General features: G+C 71.4%; 16 protein-coding genes. 8 read left to right on the forward strand and 8 right to left on the reverse strand.

The window, feature by feature from the left end; genetic code table 11:
- Positions 1 to 190 precede the first annotated feature (190 nt).
- The 4 genes from ACZ6TU_RS22910 to ACZ6TU_RS22925 all read left to right on the forward strand — a co-directional run bounded on the left by ACZ6TU_RS22910 (position 191) and on the right by ACZ6TU_RS22925 (position 5179).
- Positions 191 to 3514 carry a nitrate- and nitrite sensing domain-containing protein gene (locus ACZ6TU_RS22910; protein ID WP_469550637.1) on the forward strand — a complete coding sequence of 1108 codons (3324 nt, stop codon included), beginning with the start codon at positions 191 to 193 and terminating at the stop codon, positions 3512 to 3514.
- Between the two features lie 10 nt (positions 3515 to 3524).
- Positions 3525 to 3938 carry a roadblock/LC7 domain-containing protein gene (locus ACZ6TU_RS22915; protein WP_055421938.1) on the forward strand — a complete coding sequence of 138 codons (414 nt, stop codon included), beginning with the start codon at positions 3525 to 3527 and terminating at the stop codon, positions 3936 to 3938.
- 94 nt (positions 3939 to 4032) lie between these two features.
- Positions 4033 to 4617 carry a DUF742 domain-containing protein gene (locus tag ACZ6TU_RS22920; protein ID WP_467676907.1) on the forward strand — a complete coding sequence of 195 codons (585 nt, stop codon included), beginning with the start codon at positions 4033 to 4035 and terminating at the stop codon, positions 4615 to 4617.
- Positions 4598 to 5179, forward strand: coding sequence for a GTP-binding protein (locus ACZ6TU_RS22925; protein ID WP_014675207.1), 582 nt, complete (start codon positions 4598 to 4600; stop codon positions 5177 to 5179). The genes ACZ6TU_RS22920 and ACZ6TU_RS22925 overlap by 20 nt, the downstream gene beginning before the upstream one ends.
- A 185-nt stretch (positions 5180 to 5364) precedes the next feature.
- Here the strand turns inward: ACZ6TU_RS22925 and ACZ6TU_RS22930 are convergent, their stop codons facing one another.
- The 4 genes from ACZ6TU_RS22930 to ACZ6TU_RS22945 form a co-directional block, all read right to left on the reverse strand.
- The gene (locus tag ACZ6TU_RS22930) at positions 5365 to 5559 is read right to left on the reverse strand and encodes an acyl-CoA carboxylase subunit epsilon (RefSeq protein ID WP_020271460.1); all 195 of its coding nucleotides are present in this window, start codon (positions 5557 to 5559) and stop codon (positions 5365 to 5367) included.
- A 35-nt stretch (positions 5560 to 5594) separates the two neighbouring features.
- Entirely contained in the window at positions 5595 to 7178 is a 1584-nt protein-coding gene (locus ACZ6TU_RS22935) for an acyl-CoA carboxylase subunit beta (protein ID WP_467676905.1), read from the reverse strand.
- Between the two features lie 154 nt (positions 7179 to 7332).
- Positions 7333 to 9726: a polysaccharide lyase 8 family protein gene (locus tag ACZ6TU_RS22940; RefSeq protein WP_469550642.1), complete on the reverse strand. Its 2394-nt coding sequence runs from the start codon at positions 9724 to 9726 to the stop codon at positions 7333 to 7335.
- 135 nt (positions 9727 to 9861) lie between these two features.
- On the reverse strand, positions 9862 to 10713 hold the full coding sequence (locus tag ACZ6TU_RS22945; protein WP_467676901.1) for an SDR family NAD(P)-dependent oxidoreductase: 852 nt from the start codon (positions 10711 to 10713) through the stop codon (positions 9862 to 9864).
- A gap of 512 nt (positions 10714 to 11225) precedes the next feature.
- On the opposite strand from ACZ6TU_RS22945, the gene ACZ6TU_RS22950 reads away from it, so the two are divergent.
- Positions 11226 to 11825 (forward strand): YceI family protein, encoded by a 600-nt coding sequence (locus tag ACZ6TU_RS22950; protein ID WP_467676899.1) that lies wholly within the window; start codon positions 11226 to 11228, stop codon positions 11823 to 11825.
- Between the two features lie 236 nt (positions 11826 to 12061).
- Positions 12062 to 12847, forward strand: a complete 786-nt coding sequence (locus tag ACZ6TU_RS22955) for a S1 family peptidase (protein ID WP_467676897.1) — start codon at positions 12062 to 12064, stop codon at positions 12845 to 12847.
- A gap of 55 nt (positions 12848 to 12902) precedes the next feature.
- Here ACZ6TU_RS22955 and ACZ6TU_RS22960 read toward each other — a convergent pair whose 3' ends face one another.
- Together ACZ6TU_RS22960 and ACZ6TU_RS22965 are read right to left on the reverse strand one after the other, a co-directional pair.
- Positions 12903 to 13475 carry a YdeI/OmpD-associated family protein gene (locus ACZ6TU_RS22960; RefSeq protein ID WP_469550646.1) on the reverse strand — a complete coding sequence of 191 codons (573 nt, stop codon included), beginning with the start codon at positions 13473 to 13475 and terminating at the stop codon, positions 12903 to 12905.
- A gap of 39 nt (positions 13476 to 13514) precedes the next feature.
- Positions 13515 to 14099: a TetR/AcrR family transcriptional regulator gene (locus tag ACZ6TU_RS22965; RefSeq protein WP_469550649.1), complete on the reverse strand. Its 585-nt coding sequence runs from the start codon at positions 14097 to 14099 to the stop codon at positions 13515 to 13517.
- A 73-nt stretch (positions 14100 to 14172) separates the two neighbouring features.
- Between ACZ6TU_RS22965 and ACZ6TU_RS22970 the strand changes: the two genes are divergently transcribed.
- Together ACZ6TU_RS22970 and ACZ6TU_RS22975 are read left to right on the forward strand one after the other, a co-directional pair.
- Positions 14173 to 15111, forward strand: a complete 939-nt coding sequence (locus ACZ6TU_RS22970; RefSeq protein ID WP_467677197.1) for a DMT family transporter — start codon at positions 14173 to 14175, stop codon at positions 15109 to 15111.
- A 156-nt stretch (positions 15112 to 15267) separates the two neighbouring features.
- Entirely contained in the window at positions 15268 to 16440 is a 1173-nt protein-coding gene (locus ACZ6TU_RS22975; protein ID WP_467676891.1) for a Cmx/CmrA family chloramphenicol efflux MFS transporter, read from the forward strand.
- Between the two features lie 297 nt (positions 16441 to 16737).
- Here the strand turns inward: ACZ6TU_RS22975 and ACZ6TU_RS22980 are convergent, their stop codons facing one another.
- Together ACZ6TU_RS22980 and cimA are read right to left on the reverse strand one after the other, a co-directional pair.
- Entirely contained in the window at positions 16738 to 18078 is a 1341-nt protein-coding gene (locus tag ACZ6TU_RS22980; protein ID WP_467676889.1) for a hypothetical protein, read from the reverse strand.
- 144 nt (positions 18079 to 18222) lie between these two features.
- On the reverse strand, positions 18223 to 19827 hold the full coding sequence (gene cimA / locus ACZ6TU_RS22985) for a citramalate synthase (protein ID WP_467676887.1): 1605 nt from the start codon (positions 19825 to 19827) through the stop codon (positions 18223 to 18225).
- Positions 19828 to 19948 lie beyond the last annotated feature (121 nt).

Here is a 19948-nt window from a genome sequence, read left to right on the forward strand (position 1 = left end):
ATGACCGTTTTATCTGGGGCTTACATCCCTCGGAATCCCCACCCCGGACTGTTTGGAAGAGCGCAGGTCGTCGTGCTGGAATGCCTGAACTGCCCAATAGTCAATGGCGTACTCGTCAGTCGATGGCGTACCGGGCTCTGAGAAACTGCGGCACAACGTTGGTGCCGACCGCCGAGAGGTTGTTGGTCGAGTGAGGCGAAGCAAGAACAGTCCCGAGCCGTCGGCCCGGGGCAACTTCACCCCGCCGCCGCGCACAGCGGCGCCCGCCCCCGTGCCCGGTTCGGAGCCATCGGCCGCGCCCGCCCAGAGCGGCGGCCGTCTCTCCCCGCGCAACTGGCGTGTGGCGACCAGACTCAACGCGATCCTGCTCATACCCGTGCTGGTCGGCCTCGTCATGGGCGGCTTCCAGGTGAAGAGCTCGATCGACACCTGGCAGGAGGCCGAGGACGCGGAGAACACCGCGCGCCTGGTGCGGGCGTCCCTGCTGTACGCCAACGCCCTCTACAACGAGCGCGACACCTCCGCGGCGCCCCTGCTGAAGGGCAGCGCCCAGACCGCCCAGGACAAGGCGACCGTCACCCAGGTCCGCAAGGCCACCGACGAGGCGGCCGACGCCTTCGACGCCGCGGCCCAGAGCATGCCGGCCAAGCCCGGCCTGGAGCGCCGCCTGAAGCTGTTCCGCGAGGCGGAGCCGAAGCTCGCCACCCTGCGTCAGGTCGCGTACACCTCCAAGCTCAAGGGCGTGCAGACCGAGGAGGGCTACACCGAGGTCGCCCACCCGCTGACGGAGTTCGCCAACGAGCTGGGCCTCGGCACCGGCAACATCACCAGCTACGGCCGGACCGTGTACGCCATCGAGCTCACCAAGGCGGCCCTGTCGCTCCAGCGCTCCATCGGCATGCACATCCTGACCAAGCCGGGCCCGGACGAGGGCAACCTCGCCAGCCAGCGCATCGCCCTGTCCTCGTACGCCTACCTCGAGCGCATCGCCATCGAGGAGTACATCGGCGGCGGTACCGAGGAGGACGCGGCCAAGCTCGAGACGGCCGAGGCGAAGATGAAGACCGACGGCGCCGCGATGGCCCGGGAGGCCAAGGCCAAGAACCCGGACTACGTCCCGCCGCCGTCCAACCCGACGACGATGGTCTCGGCCGTCGCGACGCTCCAGACCACGGACCCGAGCGCCCGCGCCGCCCTCGCCGACAGGGGCATCACCGCCGAGAACTGGTGGGCGGTCAACACGCTCAGGTTCAACGCCTACGAGAAGATCGAGGCGGACATGGCCGACAAGGCCGTGAGCGAAGCCTCCGACATCGCCGACGGCGCCCAGCGCGACGCCTACATCACCGGTGCCGCCGTCGTGGTCGCCCTGCTTCTCGCCTTCATCCTGGCCGGCGCGGTGGCCCGTCAGATGAGCCGCTCGATGCGCCAGCTGCGCAACGCCGCCTTCGGTATCGCCGAGCAGCGCCTGCCGATGCTGGTCGACCAGCTCTCCCGCACCGACCCCGGACGCGTCGACACCCGCGTACAGGCCATCCCGATCACCACCACGGACGAGATCGGCGAGGTCGCCCGCGCCTTCGACCAGGTCCACCGCGAGGCCGTCCGGCTCGCCGCCGAGCAGGCCCTGCTGCGCGGCAACATCAACGCGATCTTCACCAACCTCTCGCGCCGCAACCAGTCACTGATCGAGGGCCAGCTGACCCTGATCACCGACCTGGAGAACAACGAGGCCGACCCGGACCAGCTGGAGAACCTCTTCCGCCTGGACCACCTCGCGACCCGTATGCGCCGCAACGGCGAGAACCTCCTCGTCCTCGCCGGCGAGGAGCCCGGCCGCCGCTGGGACCAGCCGGTCCCGCTGGTCGACGTGCTGCGCGCCGCCTCCTCCGAGGTGGAGCAGTACGAGCGCATCGAGCTGTCCGGCGTCCCCGAGGCCGAGATCCACGGCCGGGCCGTGACCGACCTCGTGCACCTGCTCGCCGAGCTGCTGGAGAACGCGACGACGTTCTCCTCCCCGCAGACCAAGGTCCGCGTCACCGCGACCCGTCTCCCCGACGGCCGCGTCATGATCGAGATCCACGACAAGGGCATCGGCCTGACCGCCGAGGACTTCGCGGACATCAACCACAAGCTGGCCAACCCACCGACGGTGGACGCCGCGATCTCGCAGCGCATGGGCCTCTTCGTGGTCGGCCGGCTGTCCGACCGGCACGGCATCCGCGTCCAGCTGCGTCCCTCGGGCGAGCAGGCCGGCACGACCTCGCTCGTCATGCTGCCCGACGCGATCACCCACGGTGGTGGCGGCGAGCAGCACGTGGACCGCGACGAGTTCACCGTCTCGCAGATCATCCCGGAGCAGAACTTCGGCGGCGAGAACTTCAACCAGCAGCCCATGCGCACAGCGGCAGAGCTCGGCTTCGACGACAGCCGCTACTCCGACGTCCCCGACGACATACGCGAGCTGGACCCCGTCGGCCGCTCCCTGATGCGCGAGGAGCGCCGGGCGGCCCTGGAGGCCCAGTCGCACCAGCAGCCCGCCCTGCCCGGGCAGAACAACCAGGAGCAGGGCGAGACGCCCGGATACGGCGAGGAGTTCCACGGGCAGCAGGGCTACGACACCGGCCAGGCCTACGACACGGGCCAGGCCTACGACACGGGCCAGACCGGCTACCCGGAGCAGCAGCCGTCCGCGTACGACCGTCAGGCGCCGTACGAGGAGCAGCGGGCGTCGTACGAGGAGCAGCAGGCTTCGTACCAGGAGCAGCGGCCGACGGCGTACGACGATCAGTACTACGCGCCGAACGGCGGTCTGCCGCAGAACGACACCTTCTCGCCGAACGGCGGCTACCCGGAGCCCTCCTCCTATGCGGAGCCGGCCCAGGAGGAGCCCTCGGGCCCGGGTGCGCCCGGCGGCTTCCCCGCGTTCGAGCAGCGGCGCCACCAGGACGACTGGCCCCAGCAGGACGGTTACCGGAACGGCTACCCGAACCAGTACCCTTCTCAGGCCCAGGAAACGGAATCTGCGCAGGCCGCTGACGCGAGTGAGCAGGACCGCGTAGGCTTCGACCGTCCGGGACCGGCCCACTCCGCCGCACCCTCGGTGACCGACGCCGGGCTTCCCCGCCGCGGGTCCGCCGCGAACGGTGCGAACGGCACGGGCGGCGCCCGGCACGCGAGCCAGGAGCCTCCGGCCTCCACCCCGGAGAGCAACGGCGACAGCGACTGGCGCTCGGCCAACGACGAGCGGTGGCAGCAGGCCTCGCAGCTCCGGAAGCCCAAGGCGGGCGGGGTCACCTCCTCGGGCCTGCCACGGCGGGTACCCAAGGCCAACCTGATCGAGGGAGCCGCCGAGAGCACTCCCCAGGGAGGCCCACAGGTCTCCCGCGCCCCGGAGGACGTCCGGGGCAGGCTGAGCAACCTGCGCCGCGGCGTCCAGCGAGGCCGCAGCGCAGGCAGTGAAACGAACGGCCAGGGCTTCGGTCCTGACAGCACCTACAACCAGGAGCGTTAGTGTGAGCCCGATGAGCCAGGCGGCACAGAACCTGAACTGGTTGATCACCAACTTCGTGGAGAACACCCCGGGGGTGTCCCACACGGTGGTGGTCTCCGCCGACGGACTCCTTCTGGCGATGTCCGAAGGCTTCCCCCGCGACCGCGCCGACCAGCTCGCGGCCGTCGCCTCCGGTCTGACGTCTCTGACGGCAGGCGCCTCCCGGATCTTCGAGGGTGGAAGCGTCAATCAGACGGTTGTGGAGATGGAGCGGGGATTCCTCTTCATCATGTCCATCTCCGACGGCTCGTCGCTCGCGGTTCTCGCACATCCGGAGGCGGACATCGGCCTCATCGGATACGAGATGGCGCTGCTGGTTGACCGAGCCGGTACGGTCCTGACACCGGACCTTCGTGCGGAGCTCCAGGGGAGCCTGCTCAACTAACAGACGGACGGTGCGTTTTGGCGTCCCGTGGCCGTAAGGTTTCGGGACGCGGCTCCACAGCGATGGGTGCCAGGCACAGTCGGAGGAGGAGAAAGTGGCAACACCCCCAGGCGGTTCGTCTTCGGGCAACTGGTCGTACGGCCCTGCCCAGGGCCAGGGCGACGGTGGGCAGAACCCGAACCGTTACAACTTCCCCTCCGCACCGACCCACCGGCAGCCGTACGCGCCGCAGGGCCCCGGCCCGTCGCCGTACGACCAGCCGCCGGCCCCGCGCATCCAGCCCGTGCAGCCGCAGCGCCGCACCCCAGAGCCGGCGCCCGGCGGGGCGTCGAACAACCACAACCCGCTGGTGCGTCCGTACGCCATGACCGGTGGCCGGACCCGCCCGCGTTACCAGCTCGCCATCGAGGCGCTGGTACACACCACCGCGCAGCCGCACCAGATGCAGGGCCAGTTGCCCGAGCATCAGCGGATCTGCAACCTCTGCCGGGAAATCAAGTCGGTCGCCGAGATCTCGGCGCTCCTCACGATCCCTCTCGGCGTGGCCAGGATCCTCGTCGCCGACTTGGCGGAGGCGGGACTGGTCGCCATTCATCAGCCCGGCGGCGACGAGAACGCCGGCGGCCAGCCAGACGTGACACTGCTCGAAAGGGTGCTCAGTGGACTTCGCAAGCTCTAGCGGAGGGCCTTCCCGCTCCACCACGTCCGCGAAGATCGTGGTGGCGGGCGGCTTCGGCGTGGGCAAGACCACGTTCGTCGGCGCCGTCTCGGAGATCAATCCGCTGCGCACGGAGGCCGTCATGACGTCCGCTTCGGCGGGCATCGACGACCTCACCCACACCGGGGACAAGACGACCACGACGGTCGCCATGGACTTCGGCCGTATCACCCTGGACCAGGACCTGATCCTGTACCTCTTCGGTACGCCGGGCCAGGACCGCTTCTGGTTCATGTGGGACGACCTGGTGCGCGGCGCCATCGGCGCGATCGTGCTGGTCGACACCCGGAGGCTCGCCGACTGCTTCCCGGCCGTCGACTACTTCGAGAACAGCGGCCTGCCGTTCGTCATCGCCCTGAACGGCTTCGACGGCCAGCAGCCCTACACGCCGGACGAGGTGCGGGAAGCTCTCCAGATCGGGCCGGACACCCCGATCATCACGACCGACGCCCGCCACCGCGCGGACGCGAAGTCGGCGCTGATCACGCTGGTAGAGCACGCGCTGATGGCACGCCTGCGGTAATCGGCACGTTCGCCTCGCGGCCCTTGTTCCTCTTGTGGGAGGAGTGGGGGCCGCAGGTGTTTTCCGGGAGGGCGGGGCGCGACGAGCGCATCCCCGGCGTGAACGTCACCATCCGCCGGGCACAGGGCACACACCACGGCCCCGCCCTCCCGAAGGAGAACGGGGCCGTGAGCGCGTTGCAGAACTCAGCGCCAGCTGTGCGGCGCCCTGAAGCCGGGCTCGCGCTCCAGGCGACGCCAGCCGGCCTTCACGCGGCCGCGGTGCGTCGGGGTCGGGTCCGTGGGGCGGGCAGCGGCGCGGGCCAGGAGGATCGCCGTGATGGCGGCGACTTCCTCGGGCTCGGCGTGGCCCTTCTCGACGCGGATGTCAGGGGTGTCCATGGGTGTCAGTCTCCGTGAGAGAGATGTCCGCCGTGTTACTGCGGAGGGTTGCCGTGTTTGCGGGAGGGCAGATCGGCGTGCTTGGTCTGGAGCATCGCGAGGGACTTGATCAGCACCTCGCGGGTTTCCGCGGGGTCGATGACGTCGTCGACCAGGCCGCGCTCGGCCGCGTAGTAGGGGTGCATCAGCTCGGACTTGTACTCCTTGACCATGCGGGCCCGCATGGCCTCGGGGTCCTCGGCCTCGGCGATCTGGCGGCGGAAGATGACGTTGGCCGCACCCTCAGCGCCCATGACAGCGATCTCGTTGGTCGGCCAGGCGTAGGTGAGGTCGGCACCGATGGACTGGCTGTCCATGACGATGTACGCACCTCCGTAGGCCTTGCGCAGGATCAGCGAGATCCTCGGCACGGTCGCGTTGCAGTAGGCGTAGAGGAGCTTCGCGCCGTGGCGGATGATGCCACCGTGCTCCTGATCGACGCCCGGGAGGAAGCCGGGGACGTCCAGAAGGGTGACGATCGGGATGTTGAAGGCGTCGCACATCTGGACGAAGCGGGCCGCCTTCTCGGAGGCCTCGATGTCCAGGACACCTGCGAGCACCTGGGGCTGGTTGGCGACGATGCCGACGACCTGTCCGTCCATCCGGCCCAGCGCGCAGATGATGTTCCGCGCCCAGCGCTCGTGGACCTCGAGGTAGTCGCCGTCGTCGACGATCTCCTCGATGACCTTGGTCATGTCGTACGGCCGGTTGCCGTCCGCCGGGACCAAATCCAGGAGGACGTCCGAACGGCGGTCCACCGCGTCCGCGGACTCCGCGCGCGGCGGGTTCTCGCGGTTGTTCTGCGGCAGGAGGGACAGGAGGTAGCGGACCTCGGCGATGCAGGTCTCTTCGTCGTCGTAGGCGAAGTGGCAGACGCCGGACGTCTCGGCGTGCACGTCCGCGCCGCCCAGGCCGTTCTGTGTGATCTCCTCGCCGGTGACCGCCTTGACGACGTCCGGGCCGGTGATGAACATCTGCGAGGTGTCGCGGACCATGAACACGAAGTCCGTCAGGGCCGGGCTGTAGGCCGCGCCGCCCGCGCACGGGCCCAGCATCACCGAGATCTGCGGGATGACCCCGCTCGCCTTGGTGTTGCGCTGGAAGATGCCGCCGTAGCCCGCGAGCGCCGAGACGCCTTCCTGGATGCGGGCGCCCGCGCCGTCGTTCAGCGACACCAGCGGGGCACCGGCCGCGATGGCCATGTCCATGATCTTGTGGATCTTCGTGGCGTGGGCCTCGCCCAGCGCGCCGCCGAAGACGCGGAAGTCATGGGCGTAGACGAAGACCGTCCGGCCCTCCACCGTGCCCCAGCCGGTGATCACACCGTCGGTGTACGGCTTCTTGGCCTCCAGGCCGAAGCCGGTGGCCCGGTGCCGGCGCAGCTGCTCGACCTCGCGGAAGGAATCCGGGTCGAGCAGGAGCTCGATGCGCTCCCTCGCGGTCAGCTTGCCCTTGGCGTGCTGCGCCTTGGTCGCCTTCTCGCTCGGTCCGGCCACCGCCTGCGCACGAATCTCGTGCAGTTCGGCTACGCGTCCGCGCGCGTCGGTCGGCTCACCCGGCGCCTCATCCAAAACGGTCATGTAGTGACCTTACGAAGCCAACCAAGGATTGCGAGCCGTCGACTCCTCACAGTCTCCGGCGTGTTTTCCTGGCACCCCTGAACAGAACCATGGCGGGGTGCAGCCTTTCTGACTGCTCAGGGGGCGTGTGGCTTGTAGGGGTCGGACAAAGCCGTCAGCCGAGAGTCACCTCACAGATGTGGGTGGAACATGCCTCCCCCGGGGTGACACGCACGCGCAGTCGGCGGCCTGTGGAGAGTACTTCGACCGTCGCGTCCGCGTGGCCGACCCGGCGGACCGGGCGGTTCCAAGTGATTTCCAGTGGTTCACCCGTGCGGGGCGGTTCGCTCAGGCAGAGGGTCGCGGTACGACCCCGGCGGACGGTCAGCACGCTCGCGCCGGCGGAGGCGGCGAGCGGGCCCGCCGTGCCGGCCTGCCAGAAGTTCGCGGCCGTGAGGCCGAGAGAGGGAACGGTGACCGCCTGTCGGCCGGCGTCGTTGGCGAGGACCGACATCCAGCGCCGGTCGGCGGCGCGGCGCGCGACCGCGCGGCGGGACGCGCCGGGCATGAGGACGTAGGCGTAGGTGGCGTGCTTCGGGTCGGTGCCGTGGTCGAGCCATAGGGTCTGCCAGCGGCGGGTGCGCCGCTCCGGTGTGCTGCCGGTGTTGATGTCGGACCAGGCGCCGGTGCGGTCCTCGCGCAGCGCCTTCGGCTCGCCGTCGAGCAGCACCCAGCCGCCGTGGTCCTCCAGGTGGGCCCAGTCCGGGCCCCGTACGAAGGCCTGGGTGCCGGACGCGCCGAGGTTGCGGTTGTCGACGATCGTCTCCACCGGGACGCCGTCGGCGCAGTTGATCCCGGCGCCAAGGCAGATCACCGCGTCCGCGACGCAGAACCAGGACTTGCGGGCCTGGAGGGTGGAGCCGAGGCCCTTGAGGTGCTGGCCGAGCACGGCGTACTCGCCGTCGGTGGTGCCGCCGACCCAGCGCGCGTCCGGGCGGGCCGTTCCCCACTCGCCGCCTTCCCGGTCGGCGAGGCGCTTGGTGGAGACGGTGGTGCCGGGCAGGCGGTACCAGTCCACGGTCGGCCAGAACCAGTCCGTGTACTGGTCGCTCGCCCCTGCCCACCAGCTCACCATGCCGGCGCCGGTGTGCCAGCCGCGTGGGTTCTCGCCGTTGCCGCACTCGTAGTGCGCGATGCGGTCGCTGGCCATGGCGATGTTCACGGTGAAGCCGGGGCGGCGGTGGACGGCGCGGTCCATGGCGGCGAAGAGGCGGTGGCCGGTCGGCTCGGGTGCGGCCGGGAGGGGCGAGGCTGCGATCGCGTGCAGCCGGGCCAGGCCGGCCACGCCGAACTGGCGTGCCGTCAGGATCGGGGTGACCGTGTCCCGTTCGATCCAGCCCTTGACAAGGGCGTGCCAGCGGTCGCGTTCCGCTGGGCTCGCGCCGGCCGCGAGGAGCGCGATGGCCGCGATGAGCTGCTGGCCGTGGAAGTGGTCGCTGCGCATGACCTTGCGGTCGTCGGCGGTGAGGTGACCGCGGCTGATGGCCCGGCCGTTGACGCTGTCCATGACCAGCCCGTCGTGGATGAGCGGTGCGTAGGCGTGCTCGACGCTGTCGAGGATGATCTGCCGGTTGGGGTCGGTGACCGCCCAGTCGGATCCGGCGAGCAGGGCGAAGAGACGGCCGAGGCCGTCGAGCATGACCTGGCCGTATGTGCCCGAGTAGGCGACCCAGGTGTGCTGGACGAAGGAGCCGTCGGCGTAGAGGCCGTCGCCCCGGGTGACGTACGGGAAGACCGGGGAGAGCGCGTCGCGGGCGAGGGCGATCTTGCCCGGCGCCCGGCCGAGGATGCCGCGCAGGGCGACGGAGCGGCACAGGTCGACGCGGTTGGCGCCGGTGGACGTGCCGGAGTAGTCGCCGAGGGCCGAGTCGGGGACGAAGTGGTCGACGGCGGCGCAGGTGGCCTGAACCCGGGTGTCGCCCAGCTGGTCGTAGAGGGCGGCCGTGATGTCGGTGAGCAGGCGCGGGCTGCCGATCTGCCATTCCCACCAGTTGCCGTAGCGGGTGGTGGCGGGGTTGTAGACGGTGGCGGAGAGGTGGTCGAGGCCGCGCAGGATGCCGGCGAGGAGGTCCGGGTCGGCGGTCGAGCCGGTGCCCTCCTGGACGTAGGCCTGGGTCATGGTCCACAGGCGGCTGTAGCTCATGGTGATGCCGGCCGGCGCGTCGAAGGGGTGGCCGGGCCAGAGGGAGTACGCGGCCGGGGTCATGGTGGAGTGCAGGCCGCGGGCGAGTGCGCCGGTCTCCGCGAGGCGGGAGGCGTACGGTTCCGCGGACGGGTCGTAGCCGGTGCCGAGGGCGATGCCGAGCCAGCGCCGGCGGAGGGTGTCGTACGGGTCGGCGCCTGGGCCCTGAGCGTCGGCGTCGGGAGCGTCGGCGCCACGGGGGGTGGGCGCCGCGCCGCCCGTCGCCGCCAGGGCCGCGGCCGCGAGCAGCAGGGCGCGGCGGCCGGGGCCGGGCAGGGCTGCGGCCTTGACCGTACGGCGGGAGAAGACGCGACGCTGGGGAGTCATGCCCATGCCCTACCACGGGGAGGCGGTCACCTGAACGGAGGATCCGGCCGAAGTGACCGGAACGGCGGAACGCGCCCCGGGGATGAGTCCGGGTCAGTCGAAACGGTGGAGCAGGGCATCGAATGTGCGGCCGGGTCAGCCGAAGCGGTTCAGCAGGCGCCTGAACGCCCTCGGGGCCAGGGCGCGGAGGCGGTCCGGGAGGGCCAGCCAGGCAGGGATGTAGACCTGGTCGCGGTCCTCGCGTACGGCCTCCCAGACGGCACCGGCGACGCAGCCGGGCGAGACCAGCCGGGGGTGGGAGCGGTCGTAGGGCCTGCCGCGGCGGGCGAAGAAGGCCGTGTCGACGGGGCCGGCCATCACGAGGGTCACGCCCACGCCCGTGCCGCGCAGTTCCTGGCGCAGCGCCTCGGAGAAGGCGGCCAGAGCCGCCATGGCGGCGGAGTACACCGCTTCCTCCGGTACGCCCACGCAGCCCGCGATCGAGCTGATCAGCACCACCCGGCCCCGCCCGGCCGCGATCATGGAGGGCAGCACCTCGCGCACGAGGTGGAGCGTGGCATTGAGGTCCAGGGTCAGCACCCGGTCGATGTCGGTGTGCGGCATGGCGGCGAACGGGCCCGCCCAGCCGATGCCCGCCCCGGCCACCAGGACGTCGACCCGGCCGGTCGTATGCAGCGCGGACTGGGCCAGCAGGCGCGGACCGCCCGGGGCGGCGAGGTCGGCGGGCAGCACGACGGCCGAGGTGCCGGACGCCGTCTGCTGCAGGCGGTGCCGGTCGCGCCCGGTGAGGAGCAGCTGCCAGCCGTCCATGGCGAATCGCAGTGCCGTGGCCGCCCCGATGCCCGAGGAGGCCCCGGTGACGAGGGCCACGCGCCGGTCCAGTCGCCGCGGCGGCCCGTGCTCGCCCACCGGGGAGGGGGCCGCGGGACGGCGCGGGGCGGCGCCCGCCGGTGGGTCGTAGGCCGAGCCGGAGCCGGTGAGTGTCATCGGTCGGTCTCCCTGCGCTGTTACGTCCGCCGTGGTCTCGGCTGTCTTCGTGCGGGTTCCTGGGAACGGAACCTCTTCTGTCTTCATACCGGTCCCTTGAAACGGAACCTCGTCTTCCAGGACACCGCCACCACGGGGCCCCTCGCCAGTGCTGAGGCCGTTCCGGCGGGCCGGGCTCACCCGGTCCGGCGCGCGCCGGGCCGTGGGCGGCCTGCCGGCCGGGCCCTTGCGCATGAGATGCGACAGGACCACCCCTGCGTGCCGCCCGGTGCCGCCAGGCGGCGGTATGGGCGGTACACGGACCGGCCGCGCCGGGTCACGCGGGGGCACCCGGCGAGGTGCACGGCCCGGCCGCGCACGCCCTCGGTCGCGTCCGGCCGTCCCGCGAACAGCACCGGCGGACGGACGGCCGACACATCCGTCAATAATGTTGAACGTTGAACCGGAATAGGTCTACGGTGGGTCGCGTTACATAGTTCAACGTTCAACATTCACCGCAGGAGGCGTACCCCATGAGCATCTTCAGCCGCAAGGACACCGAGACCGCCACGACCGACGCCGTGCGCCCGGACCTGGCCGCCCTGACCGGCGACTACACGATCGACCCCGCGCACTCGACGCTTGGCTTCGTCGCGCGACACGCCATGGTCACCAACGTCAAGGGCAGCTTCCAGGACTTCACGGGCACGCTCCACCTCGACGGCGCCGACCCCTCGCGGTCCACGGCCTCCCTGGACGTCGTGATGGACAGCATCGAGACGGGCAACGCCGACCGCGACGGCCACCTCAAGAGCTCGGACTTCTTCCAGGCGGACGAGTTCCCGACCATGACGTTCCGCTCCACCAGGGCGGAGGCCCTCGGCGGCGACGACTACCGCATCACCGGCGACCTGACGATCCTCGGCACGACCCGCCCCCTCACCATCGACCTCGAGTTCAACGGCGCCGCGAAGGACCCCTTCGGCAACGAGCGCGTCGGCTTCGAGGGCAAGGCGGAGATCCTGCGCTCAGAGTGGGGCCTGACCTGGAACGCCGCCCTCGAGACCGGCGGTGTCCTGGTCTCCGACAAGATCAAGCTCAACTTCGACATCTCGGCCATCAGGAACGCCTGACCCGGGCCACGCCCGACACCGGCGGCCATGCCGTAGGAGCCCCGGCCCTTACGGCATGGCCGAATCGGGCCCCTTGTGCGAGAACGGCCCGCGTTCCCATAATCCAGCAGCACAATTTTGACCGGTCCATGCCAGCACAGGACCGTTCTTTTTGTCCTTGCTGCTGACATGCACTCGTCAATCTGATGCTTCGGTTGCACATCTCCCCAGGTCAACCCCCCACGGAAGGCATCACGTTGAAGAGACTCCTCACGGCCCTCAAGAGATGCGCGGCCCTCGGGGCCGCCGCGCTCGCGATCGCCAGTCTTCAGCCCGTCTCCGCCGCGCAGGCCGCCCCGTCGCCCGTCGTCGGCGGGACGCGGGCCGCGCAGGGCGAGTTCCCGTTCATGGTCCGGCTCTCCATGGGCTGCGGCGGCGCGCTCTACACGCAGCAGATCGTGCTCACGGCCGCGCACTGCGTGGGCAGCTCCGGCAACAACACCGGCATCACCGCCACCGCGGGGGTCGCCGACCTCCAGTCCACGAGCGGCCGGGTCCAGGTCCGCTCCACCAAGGTGCTCCGCGCCCCCGGCTACAACGGCACCGGCAAGGACTGGGCGCTCATCAAGCTCGCCCAGCCCATCAACCTGCCGACCCTGAAGATCGCCACCACCGCGCAGTACAACACCGGTGACTTCACCGTCGCCGGCTGGGGCGCGAACCGTGAGGGCGGTTCCCAGCAGCGCTACCTGCTGAAGGCGACCGTGCCGTTCGTCAGCGACGCCGCCTGCAAGGCCTACGGCGGTCTCTACAGCGGCCTCGTCGCGAACGAGGAGATCTGCGCCGGCTTCGACGCGGGCGGTGTCGACACCTGCCAGGGCGACTCCGGCGGCCCCATGTTCCGCAAGGACAACGCCGGTGCCTGGATCCAGGTCGGCATCGTCAGCTGGGGTGACGGCTGCGCCCGGCCCGAGGCACCCGGCGTCTACACGGAGGTCTCGACGTTCGCCTCCGCCATCGCCTCGGCGGCGTCGACACTCTGACCCGCCGCACAGCTCGTGGGCCCGGTGCCGTACGGTGCCGGGCCCTTCCCCTGCCCTATCGGGCCGTCCGGCCGGCCTCCAGCTTCGCGACCGCCGCCGCCACCTGCGCCGCCCGGCTCCGCGGGGTCCGGGCGCGGAGCACGCCGAGCATCACCAGGTACCGGTCCGTACGCCCGAGCGCCTCGAAGGCCGCGGCGGCCCGCGGGTTCTGTTCCAGTGCCGCGGCGAGGTCCTCCGGGACCTCGGCCTCCTGCTGGGACGCGTACGCCACCTCCCACCGGCCGTCCGCCCGCGCGGCCGCCACCTCCGCGAGCCCGCCGGGTCGCATCCGCCCGGCGGCGGTCAGCTCCTCGACCCGCCGGACGTTGACCATGGACCAGAGGCTGCCGGGACGCCGCGGGGTGATCCGCTGGAGGTAGTACGACTCGTCGAGTCCCTTGCGCTGCCCGGTGATCCACCCGTGGCACAGCGCCACGTCGTTGACGTCGGCGGCACTGACGGAGGGGATGCCCGAACCCTTCTTGGCGACCTTGACCCAGAGGCCGGGATGCGGGGCGGGGTGTGCGGTCAGCCAGGAGTCCAGTTCGGCGACGGTCGCGAAGGGGAGAGGGTCTCCGGAGGTGGTCATGGCACCACCGTAGGGACCCAGTAGGACGGATTCCGTCCGCTATGCGAGCAGCGCGCGCGCCTGTTCGCGGGCTTGGGCGACGGCGTCCGGGAAGATGCCCAGGCCGTGCGCGACGAGCGCTCCCTCGTGCAGCAGCATCAGCGCCCGGGCCAGCGTGTCGGCTCCCTCGGGGGCGATGTCCGAGGCGAGTCGGGTGAAGAGGGCGAGCATCCACTGTTTCTGCCCGGTGATGATCGGGTGGGCCGGGTGGGCGGGGTCGCTGATCTCGGCGTGGGCGTTGACCATGCTGCACCCCTTGGGGCTGAGCTCCGCCGCCCACGCGCGCGAGGCGTCGAAGACCGCCAGGACGCGCTCCCCCGGCTCGGGTCCGGCCGCGTCGAGGCGTTCGGCGAGGAAGGCCCGCCAGCGCTCGTCGCGGTCCGCGAGGTACTCCACGACGATCTGCTCCTTGGAGCCGAACCGGTCGTAGAGGGTCTTCTTCGTCACCCCGGCCTCGGCGGCGATGAGGTCGACTCCGACGGCGTGGATGCCGCGCTCGTAGAACAGCCCGGCGGCCGCCGCCAGGACGCGACGGGCGGCGGGCGTCATCGTGATCCGGCGCGGGTTGTCGGCGGTGGTACCCATGACACCCGAGTATACCGATCTGTATAGTGGGCGGGGAACGGGTAAACCGATCTGTCTACTGGTTGTGATGTCCGTGAACATCCTTCTCTCCGTCGCCTTCGTCCTCTGCTGGAGCTCCGGGTTCATCGGGGCCAAGCTCGGAGCGGGCGACGCGTCCGCGATCACGGTCCTGATGTGGCGGTTCCTGCCGCTGGCCGTAGTCCTCCTCGCCGTCGCCGCCATCACGCGCACGGCCTGGCGAGGGCTCACCGCCCGGGACGTGGCCCGGCAGGCCGTCATCGGCGTGCTGTCGCAGAGCGGCTATCTGCTCAGCGTCTACTACGCCATCCAGCTCGGTGTCTCCAGCGGCACGACGGCCCTGATCGACGGCGTCCAGCCCCTCGTCGCCGGGGCCCTCGCGGGACCGCTGCTGGGGCAGTACGTCTCGGGCCGCCAGTGGATCGGGCTGGGTCTGGGGCTGAGTGGCGTCGCCGTGGTCACCCTGGCCGACGCCGCGGCCGGGACCGACGTGGCCTGGTGGGCGTACGCCATTCCGCTGCTCGGCATGATGTCCCTGGTCGCGGCCACGTTCCTGGAGAGCCGGTCCCGCTCGCGGGTCGCCCCCTCGGTGTCGCTGACCGTCCACTGCGCCACCAGCGCCGTCCTCTTCTCCGCGCTGGCCCTGAGCGCCGGAGCCGCCGCGCCGCCCGCCGAGGGCGGGTTCTGGGTGGCCGTCGCGTGGCTCGTGGGCCTGTCCACGTTCGGCGGGTACGGGCTGTACTGGCTCATCCTGAAGCGCTCGGGGGTGACGAAGGTGAACACGCTGATGTTCCTCATGGCCCCGGTCACGGCCGTCTGGGGCGCCCTCGCGTTCGGTGAGCCCTTCGGCGTGCAGACCGCTCTCGGCCTGGCCGTCTGCCTCGCGGCCGTGGTCGTCGTCCACCGCGGTGACGGCCGGAAGGACAGGGCTGTGACCGCCGCCCGAGGTGAGCCGGAGGAAAACCGGTGGACCCGGTCCCCAGGGCCCGCCTAACGTCTGCCCCATGTCCAGCCCCGAGGCGTCCAGAGTGCGGCCACCGGCTCTCCGGTGGCTGCTCGTGATGCCGGGCCGCTGAGCCCGCTCCCTCCGCTGCCGGAAGCCGTCCGACCTGTCGTGTCCGACGTCGACTTCGGGGTGCGGAGCTTTTTCATGCCGTTCGCTCTACTTCTGCTGGGCCTTGCCGTGTTCGCGCAGGGAACGTCCGAGTTCATGCTGTCCGGTCTTGTGCCGGACATCGCGCGGGATCTGGGGGTGTCCGTTCCCGCGGCGGGGGCGCTGACCTCCGCCTTCGCGGTGGGGATGGTGGTGGGGGCGCCGTTGGTGGCGGGCCTCGCGCGGCGCTGGCCGCGGCGGCGTGCGCTGCTGGCGTTCCTCGTCGTGTTCCTCGCCGTCCATGTCGTCGGTGCGCTCACCGGCAGTTTCGAGGTACTGCTCGCCACCCGGTTCGTGGGGGCGCTCGCCAACGCCGGGTTCCTGGCCGTCGCCCTGGTGGCCGCCGTGGGCATGGTCCCGTCGGACGCGAAGGGACGGGCCACGTCCATGCTGCTGGGCGGCGTGACGCTGGCGTGCGTGGCCGGGGTGCCGGCCGGGGCCGTGCTGGGCGGGCTGTGGGGCTGGCGTGCGGCGTTCTGGGCCGTGGCGCTGGTGTCGCTGCCCGCGCTGGTGGCGGTGGCGAGGTCGGTGCCGGGCGGTGCGGCCGGGGGTGCGCCGCCCGCGCTGGGCGGTGAGCTGCGGTCGCTGCGCAGCCCTCGGCTGGTCGTCACGCTGCTGCTGGGCGCCCTCGTGAACGGTGCGACCTTCTGCACCTTCACCTATCTCGCGCCGCTGGTCACCGAGGTGACGGGGCTGGGCAGCGCCTGGGTTCCCGGGGTGCTCGCGCTGTTCGGAGCCGGGTCGTTCGCGGGGGTGACCGCCGCGGGGCGGTTCGCCGACCGGCGCCCCGTGCCGGTCCTGGCCGGCGGGGGCTTCGCCGTGTGCCTGGGCTGGTGCCTTCTGGCGCTCGGGGCCGGGCACCCGGTCCTGGCACTCGGGCTCGTCCTCGCCCAGGGGGCGCTGTCCTTCGGCGTCGGCTCCACGCTGATTTCCCAGGTGCTGTACGCGGCACCGGGCGCGCCCACGCTGGCCGGTGGTTTCGCCACGGCAGCGTTCAACGTGGGTGCCGCGCTGGGCCCTTGGGCCGGTGGCATGGTGATCGGCGCGGGATTCGGGTACCGGTCGCCGGTGTGGGTCAGCGCCGGGCTGGTCGCGCTGGCGGGCGTGGTGGCCGGGGTCGTGTGGCGGCAGCGGGAACGGGTCCTGGGCCGGGGAGTCGCCGGGCGCTGACCTCTGGTCGGGGGCTTGGGCCGGTGGCCGGGGCTTGGGCCGGGAAGTCGCCGGGCGCTGACCTCCGGTACGGGTGGGCGGGCCCTGAGCCGGGACGCGGCCAAGCCCTGACCTCCGGCACAGGTCCATGAGCCCCGGGCCGGCACGTGGCCAAGCCCTGACCTCCGGCACGGGTGCCAGGGGCCGAGGGCAGCGCCCGGGGCTGTGCCTCCGGGACCGCGCTCGGCCCGCTCGCACGGAGGGCGGACTGTGCCCCACTGGGCCTCAGCCTCCCAGCGGGTCCGATCGCCGCCTCCGTCAGAACCCGCCCCCGAAGTCCCCTCCCCCACCGAAGTCGCCGCCGCCGAAGCCCCCGCCCCCGAAGTCGCCGGTGTCGAAGTCCGCTCCGGAGACGTCGCCGCCCTCGTAGCCGCCGAAGTCGCCGTAGCCGGAGCCGTAGTCGGCCGCGTAGGCCGGGCCGGCCATCATGCCGCCGAGCATGGTGCCGATGAGGAGGCCGGGCAGGATGCCGCCGCCGAAGTAACCGCCGGCCCAGGGGCCGTACGCCGGGCCGGCCTCCCAGTACGGGCGGCGGCCGTATTCGGTGTCGACCTCGCGGATCACCGGGTCGCGGCCCTCGGCGAGCCGCGTCCGGTCGGCCGCGCAGACGGGGACGTCGCGCGTGGCGCCGCCCGGCGGAGTCCAGCTCGCGTCGGCGACCGAGGGGCCGTGGCGGGGGTCGAAGAAGCAGGGCGGGCGGCGCTCCGGCAGCGGGCTGCCCTCGCGGCGGGCCACGAGTCGCGCCAGGGAGAACCGGCCGTCTTCCACGGCCTGGGTGACGGCCCGCACGTCCTCCGGTTTCGTCGCGGCCGCCATCAGGGACTTCGCCTGCTCGTAGGCGTCCAGGGCGTGCTCGTAGTCGGCGCGCATCGCGTCGTCGGCGCCGGGTTCGCCCGGGTGGAAGTCGAGGCGGTCGAGTTCCTCGCCGAAGGCGGTGATGTCCTCGTCGACCACCACGCGCAGCTTGTCCAGCGCGGCCCGCTGCTCCTCCTCGTGGCGGCGGCGGTTGCGGCGGACCAGCGCGTAGGCGCCCGCGCCGCCGGCCGCGACCAGTGCGCCGACCGTGACCAGGCCGCCGACCGGCACGTCACTGCCCGAGCCGTCGCTCCAGCTGCTGGGCGCCGAGCCGCCCACGTTGCGCAGGGCGTCGTCGACGAAGTCGTTCAGCTGGGCCTTGGCGTCGCCCGCCTCCCCGACGGCCGTGACCAGGTTGGACACCGCCTGGCGGCTCATCACCGAGCTGTCGGCACGGGCGTCGAACTCGTCGCCGAGGCGGATGCCGTACAGGCCGGTGACGCCGGTCTCGGTGCGGAGGTTCCGGAAGAGGTCCTGCGCGGGGAAGTCGGCCGGGAGCACCGCCACGAAGACGGGCTTGTCCGCGTCCTTGATCTTGTCGGCGAGCGCCTCGGCGTCCGACTCGGCCAGCTGGCCGGAGGCGGCCGGATCGACGTAGACCGGGTTCTCACGCAGTTCCTCGGCGACCTTCGAGAGGTCGGTGGCCGCGTGCGCACCGGGCGCACCGACCATGAGCGCCGCCAGTACGGCGACGACCGGCACGATCAGCAGGCGTACGAGGGTACGCGACAGTGCGGCCTTCATATGTTCGAAGCTACCCGAATCGGCACAGAAAGGGACATCGGCCGGGGTACGGATTTCGGGACGCTGGTGCGCGGACGGCGGGACGGCGCGGACGGAACGGATCGGCTGAGGCGACGGCGCGGGAGGCGCCGTCGCCACCGCCACCTACTCGACCGGGGCCACTCCCGCCCGCAGCAGCCCGTAGGTGTACGCGTCCTCCAGAGCCTGCCAGCTCGCGGCGATGACGTTGTCGGCCACGCCCACCGTCGACCACTCGCCGGTGCCGTCGGACGTGGAGATCAGCACGCGGGTCGTCGAGTTGGTGCCGTGCTTGCCCTCCAGGATGCGGACCTTGTAGTCGACCAGTTCCAGCTTGGCGAGCTGCGGGTAGATCTTCTCCAGGCCCACCCGCAGGGCCCGGTCCAGCGCGTTGACCGGGCCGTTGCCCTCGGCCGTGGCGACGATCCGCTCGCCCTTGGCCCAGAGCTTGACCGTGGCCTCGTTGGCGTGCGAGCCGTCGGGCCGGTCCTCGACGATGGCACGCCAGGACTCGACCTCGAAGTAGCGCAGCGGCCTGCCCTGGACCTCGGTGCGCAGCAGGATCTCGAAGCTCGCGTCCGCCGCCTCGTACGTGTAGCCCCTGAGTTCGCGTTCCTTCACCCGCTCGACCACCCGGCCGACCAGCTCGCGGTCGCCGCCGAGGTCGATGCCGAGTTCCTTGCCCTTGAGCTCGATCGAGGCGCGGCCGGCCATGTCGGAGACCAGCATCCGCATGGTGTTGCCGACCCGCTCGGGGTCGATGTGCTGGTACAGGTCAGGGTCGACCTTGATGGCCGAGGCGTGCAGGCCGGCCTTGTGCGCGAAGGCCGAGAGGCCGACATAGGGCTGGTGTGTGGAGGGCGTGAGGTTGACGACCTCGGCGATGGCGTGCGAGATGCGCGTCATCTCACGCAGGTGGCCCTCGGGCAGGACCTGCTTGCCGTACTTCAGCTCCAGGGCCGCCACGACCGGGAAGAGGTTGGCGTTGCCGACGCGTTCGCCGTAGCCGTTGGCCGTGCACTGGACGTGCGTCGCGCCCGCGTCGACGGCGGCCAGCGTGTTCGCCACCGCACAGCCCGTGTCGTCCTGGGCGTGGATGCCGAGCCGGGCGCCGGTGTCGGCCAGGACCGTGGCGACGACCGCCTGGATCTGCGCCGGGAGCATGCCGCCGTTGGTGTCGCAGAGGACCACCACGTCCGCGCCGGCCTCCGAGGCCGTACGGACGACCGCCTTGGCGTACTCGGGGTTCGCGCGGTAGCCGTCGAAGAAGTGCTCGCAGTCGACGAAGACCCGGCGGCCCTGCTCCTTCAGGAACGACACCGTGTCGCGGACCATCGCCAGGTTCTCGTCCAGGGTCGTGCGCAGGGCGAGTTCGACATGGCGGTCGTGCGACTTGGCGACCAGCGTGATCACCTGCGCACCGGACTCCAGGAGTGCCCTGACCTGCGGGTCCTCGGCGGCGGTGGTGCCGGCACGGCGAGTGGAGCCGAACGCGACCAGCTGCGCGTGCCGGAAGTCGATCTCCTGCTGGGCGCGGGCGAAGAACTCGGTGTCCCGGGGGTTCGCGCCCGGCCAGCCGCCCTCGATGAAGCCGACGCCGAAGTCGTCCAGATGCCGCGCGATGGCCAGCTTGTCCGCGACGGTGAGGTTGATGCCCTCCCGCTGGGCGCCGTCGCGCAGGGTGGTGTCGAAGACGTGGAAGGAATCGTCGAGCTCGCTGGTAGCGGTCATGGTGTCAAGGCTCCTGAGGATTGGATCTCGGTCGTACCGGAATGACCGGCGCCACCGTCCCCACATAGTCCCTCGCGCTCTCGCTCCTGACTGCGGGTGGGCCAGAAATGCGAAAAACCCC

The sequence above is a fragment of the Streptomyces sp. NPDC052064 genome (assembly GCF_055585925.1).

Excerpts from the sequence above, each read along its gene's own strand:
- ACZ6TU_RS22965 (WP_469550649.1), bottom strand. The coding sequence starts at position 14,099 with ATGGGTACCACCGCCGACAACCCGCGCCGGATCACGATGACGCCCGCC.
- ACZ6TU_RS22935 (WP_467676905.1), bottom strand. The coding sequence starts at position 7,178 with ATGACCGTTTTGGATGAGGCGCCGGGTGAGCCGACCGACGCGCGCGGA.
- ACZ6TU_RS22930 (WP_020271460.1), bottom strand. The coding sequence starts at position 5,559 with ATGGACACCCCTGACATCCGCGTCGAGAAGGGCCACGCCGAGCCCGAG.
- ACZ6TU_RS22940 (WP_469550642.1), bottom strand. The coding sequence starts at position 9,726 with ATGACTCCCCAGCGTCGCGTCTTCTCCCGCCGTACGGTCAAGGCCGCA.
- ACZ6TU_RS22950 (WP_467676899.1), top strand. The coding sequence starts at position 11,226 with ATGAGCATCTTCAGCCGCAAGGACACCGAGACCGCCACGACCGACGCC.
- ACZ6TU_RS22975 (WP_467676891.1), top strand. The coding sequence starts at position 15,268 with ATGCCGTTCGCTCTACTTCTGCTGGGCCTTGCCGTGTTCGCGCAGGGA.
- ACZ6TU_RS22960 (WP_469550646.1), bottom strand. The coding sequence starts at position 13,475 with ATGACCACCTCCGGAGACCCTCTCCCCTTCGCGACCGTCGCCGAACTG.
- cimA (WP_467676887.1), bottom strand. The coding sequence starts at position 19,827 with ATGACCGCTACCAGCGAGCTCGACGATTCCTTCCACGTCTTCGACACC.
- ACZ6TU_RS22980 (WP_467676889.1), bottom strand. The coding sequence starts at position 18,078 with ATGAAGGCCGCACTGTCGCGTACCCTCGTACGCCTGCTGATCGTGCCG.
- ACZ6TU_RS22915 (WP_055421938.1), top strand. The coding sequence starts at position 3,525 with ATGAGCCAGGCGGCACAGAACCTGAACTGGTTGATCACCAACTTCGTG.
- ACZ6TU_RS22945 (WP_467676901.1), bottom strand. The coding sequence starts at position 10,713 with ATGACACTCACCGGCTCCGGCTCGGCCTACGACCCACCGGCGGGCGCC.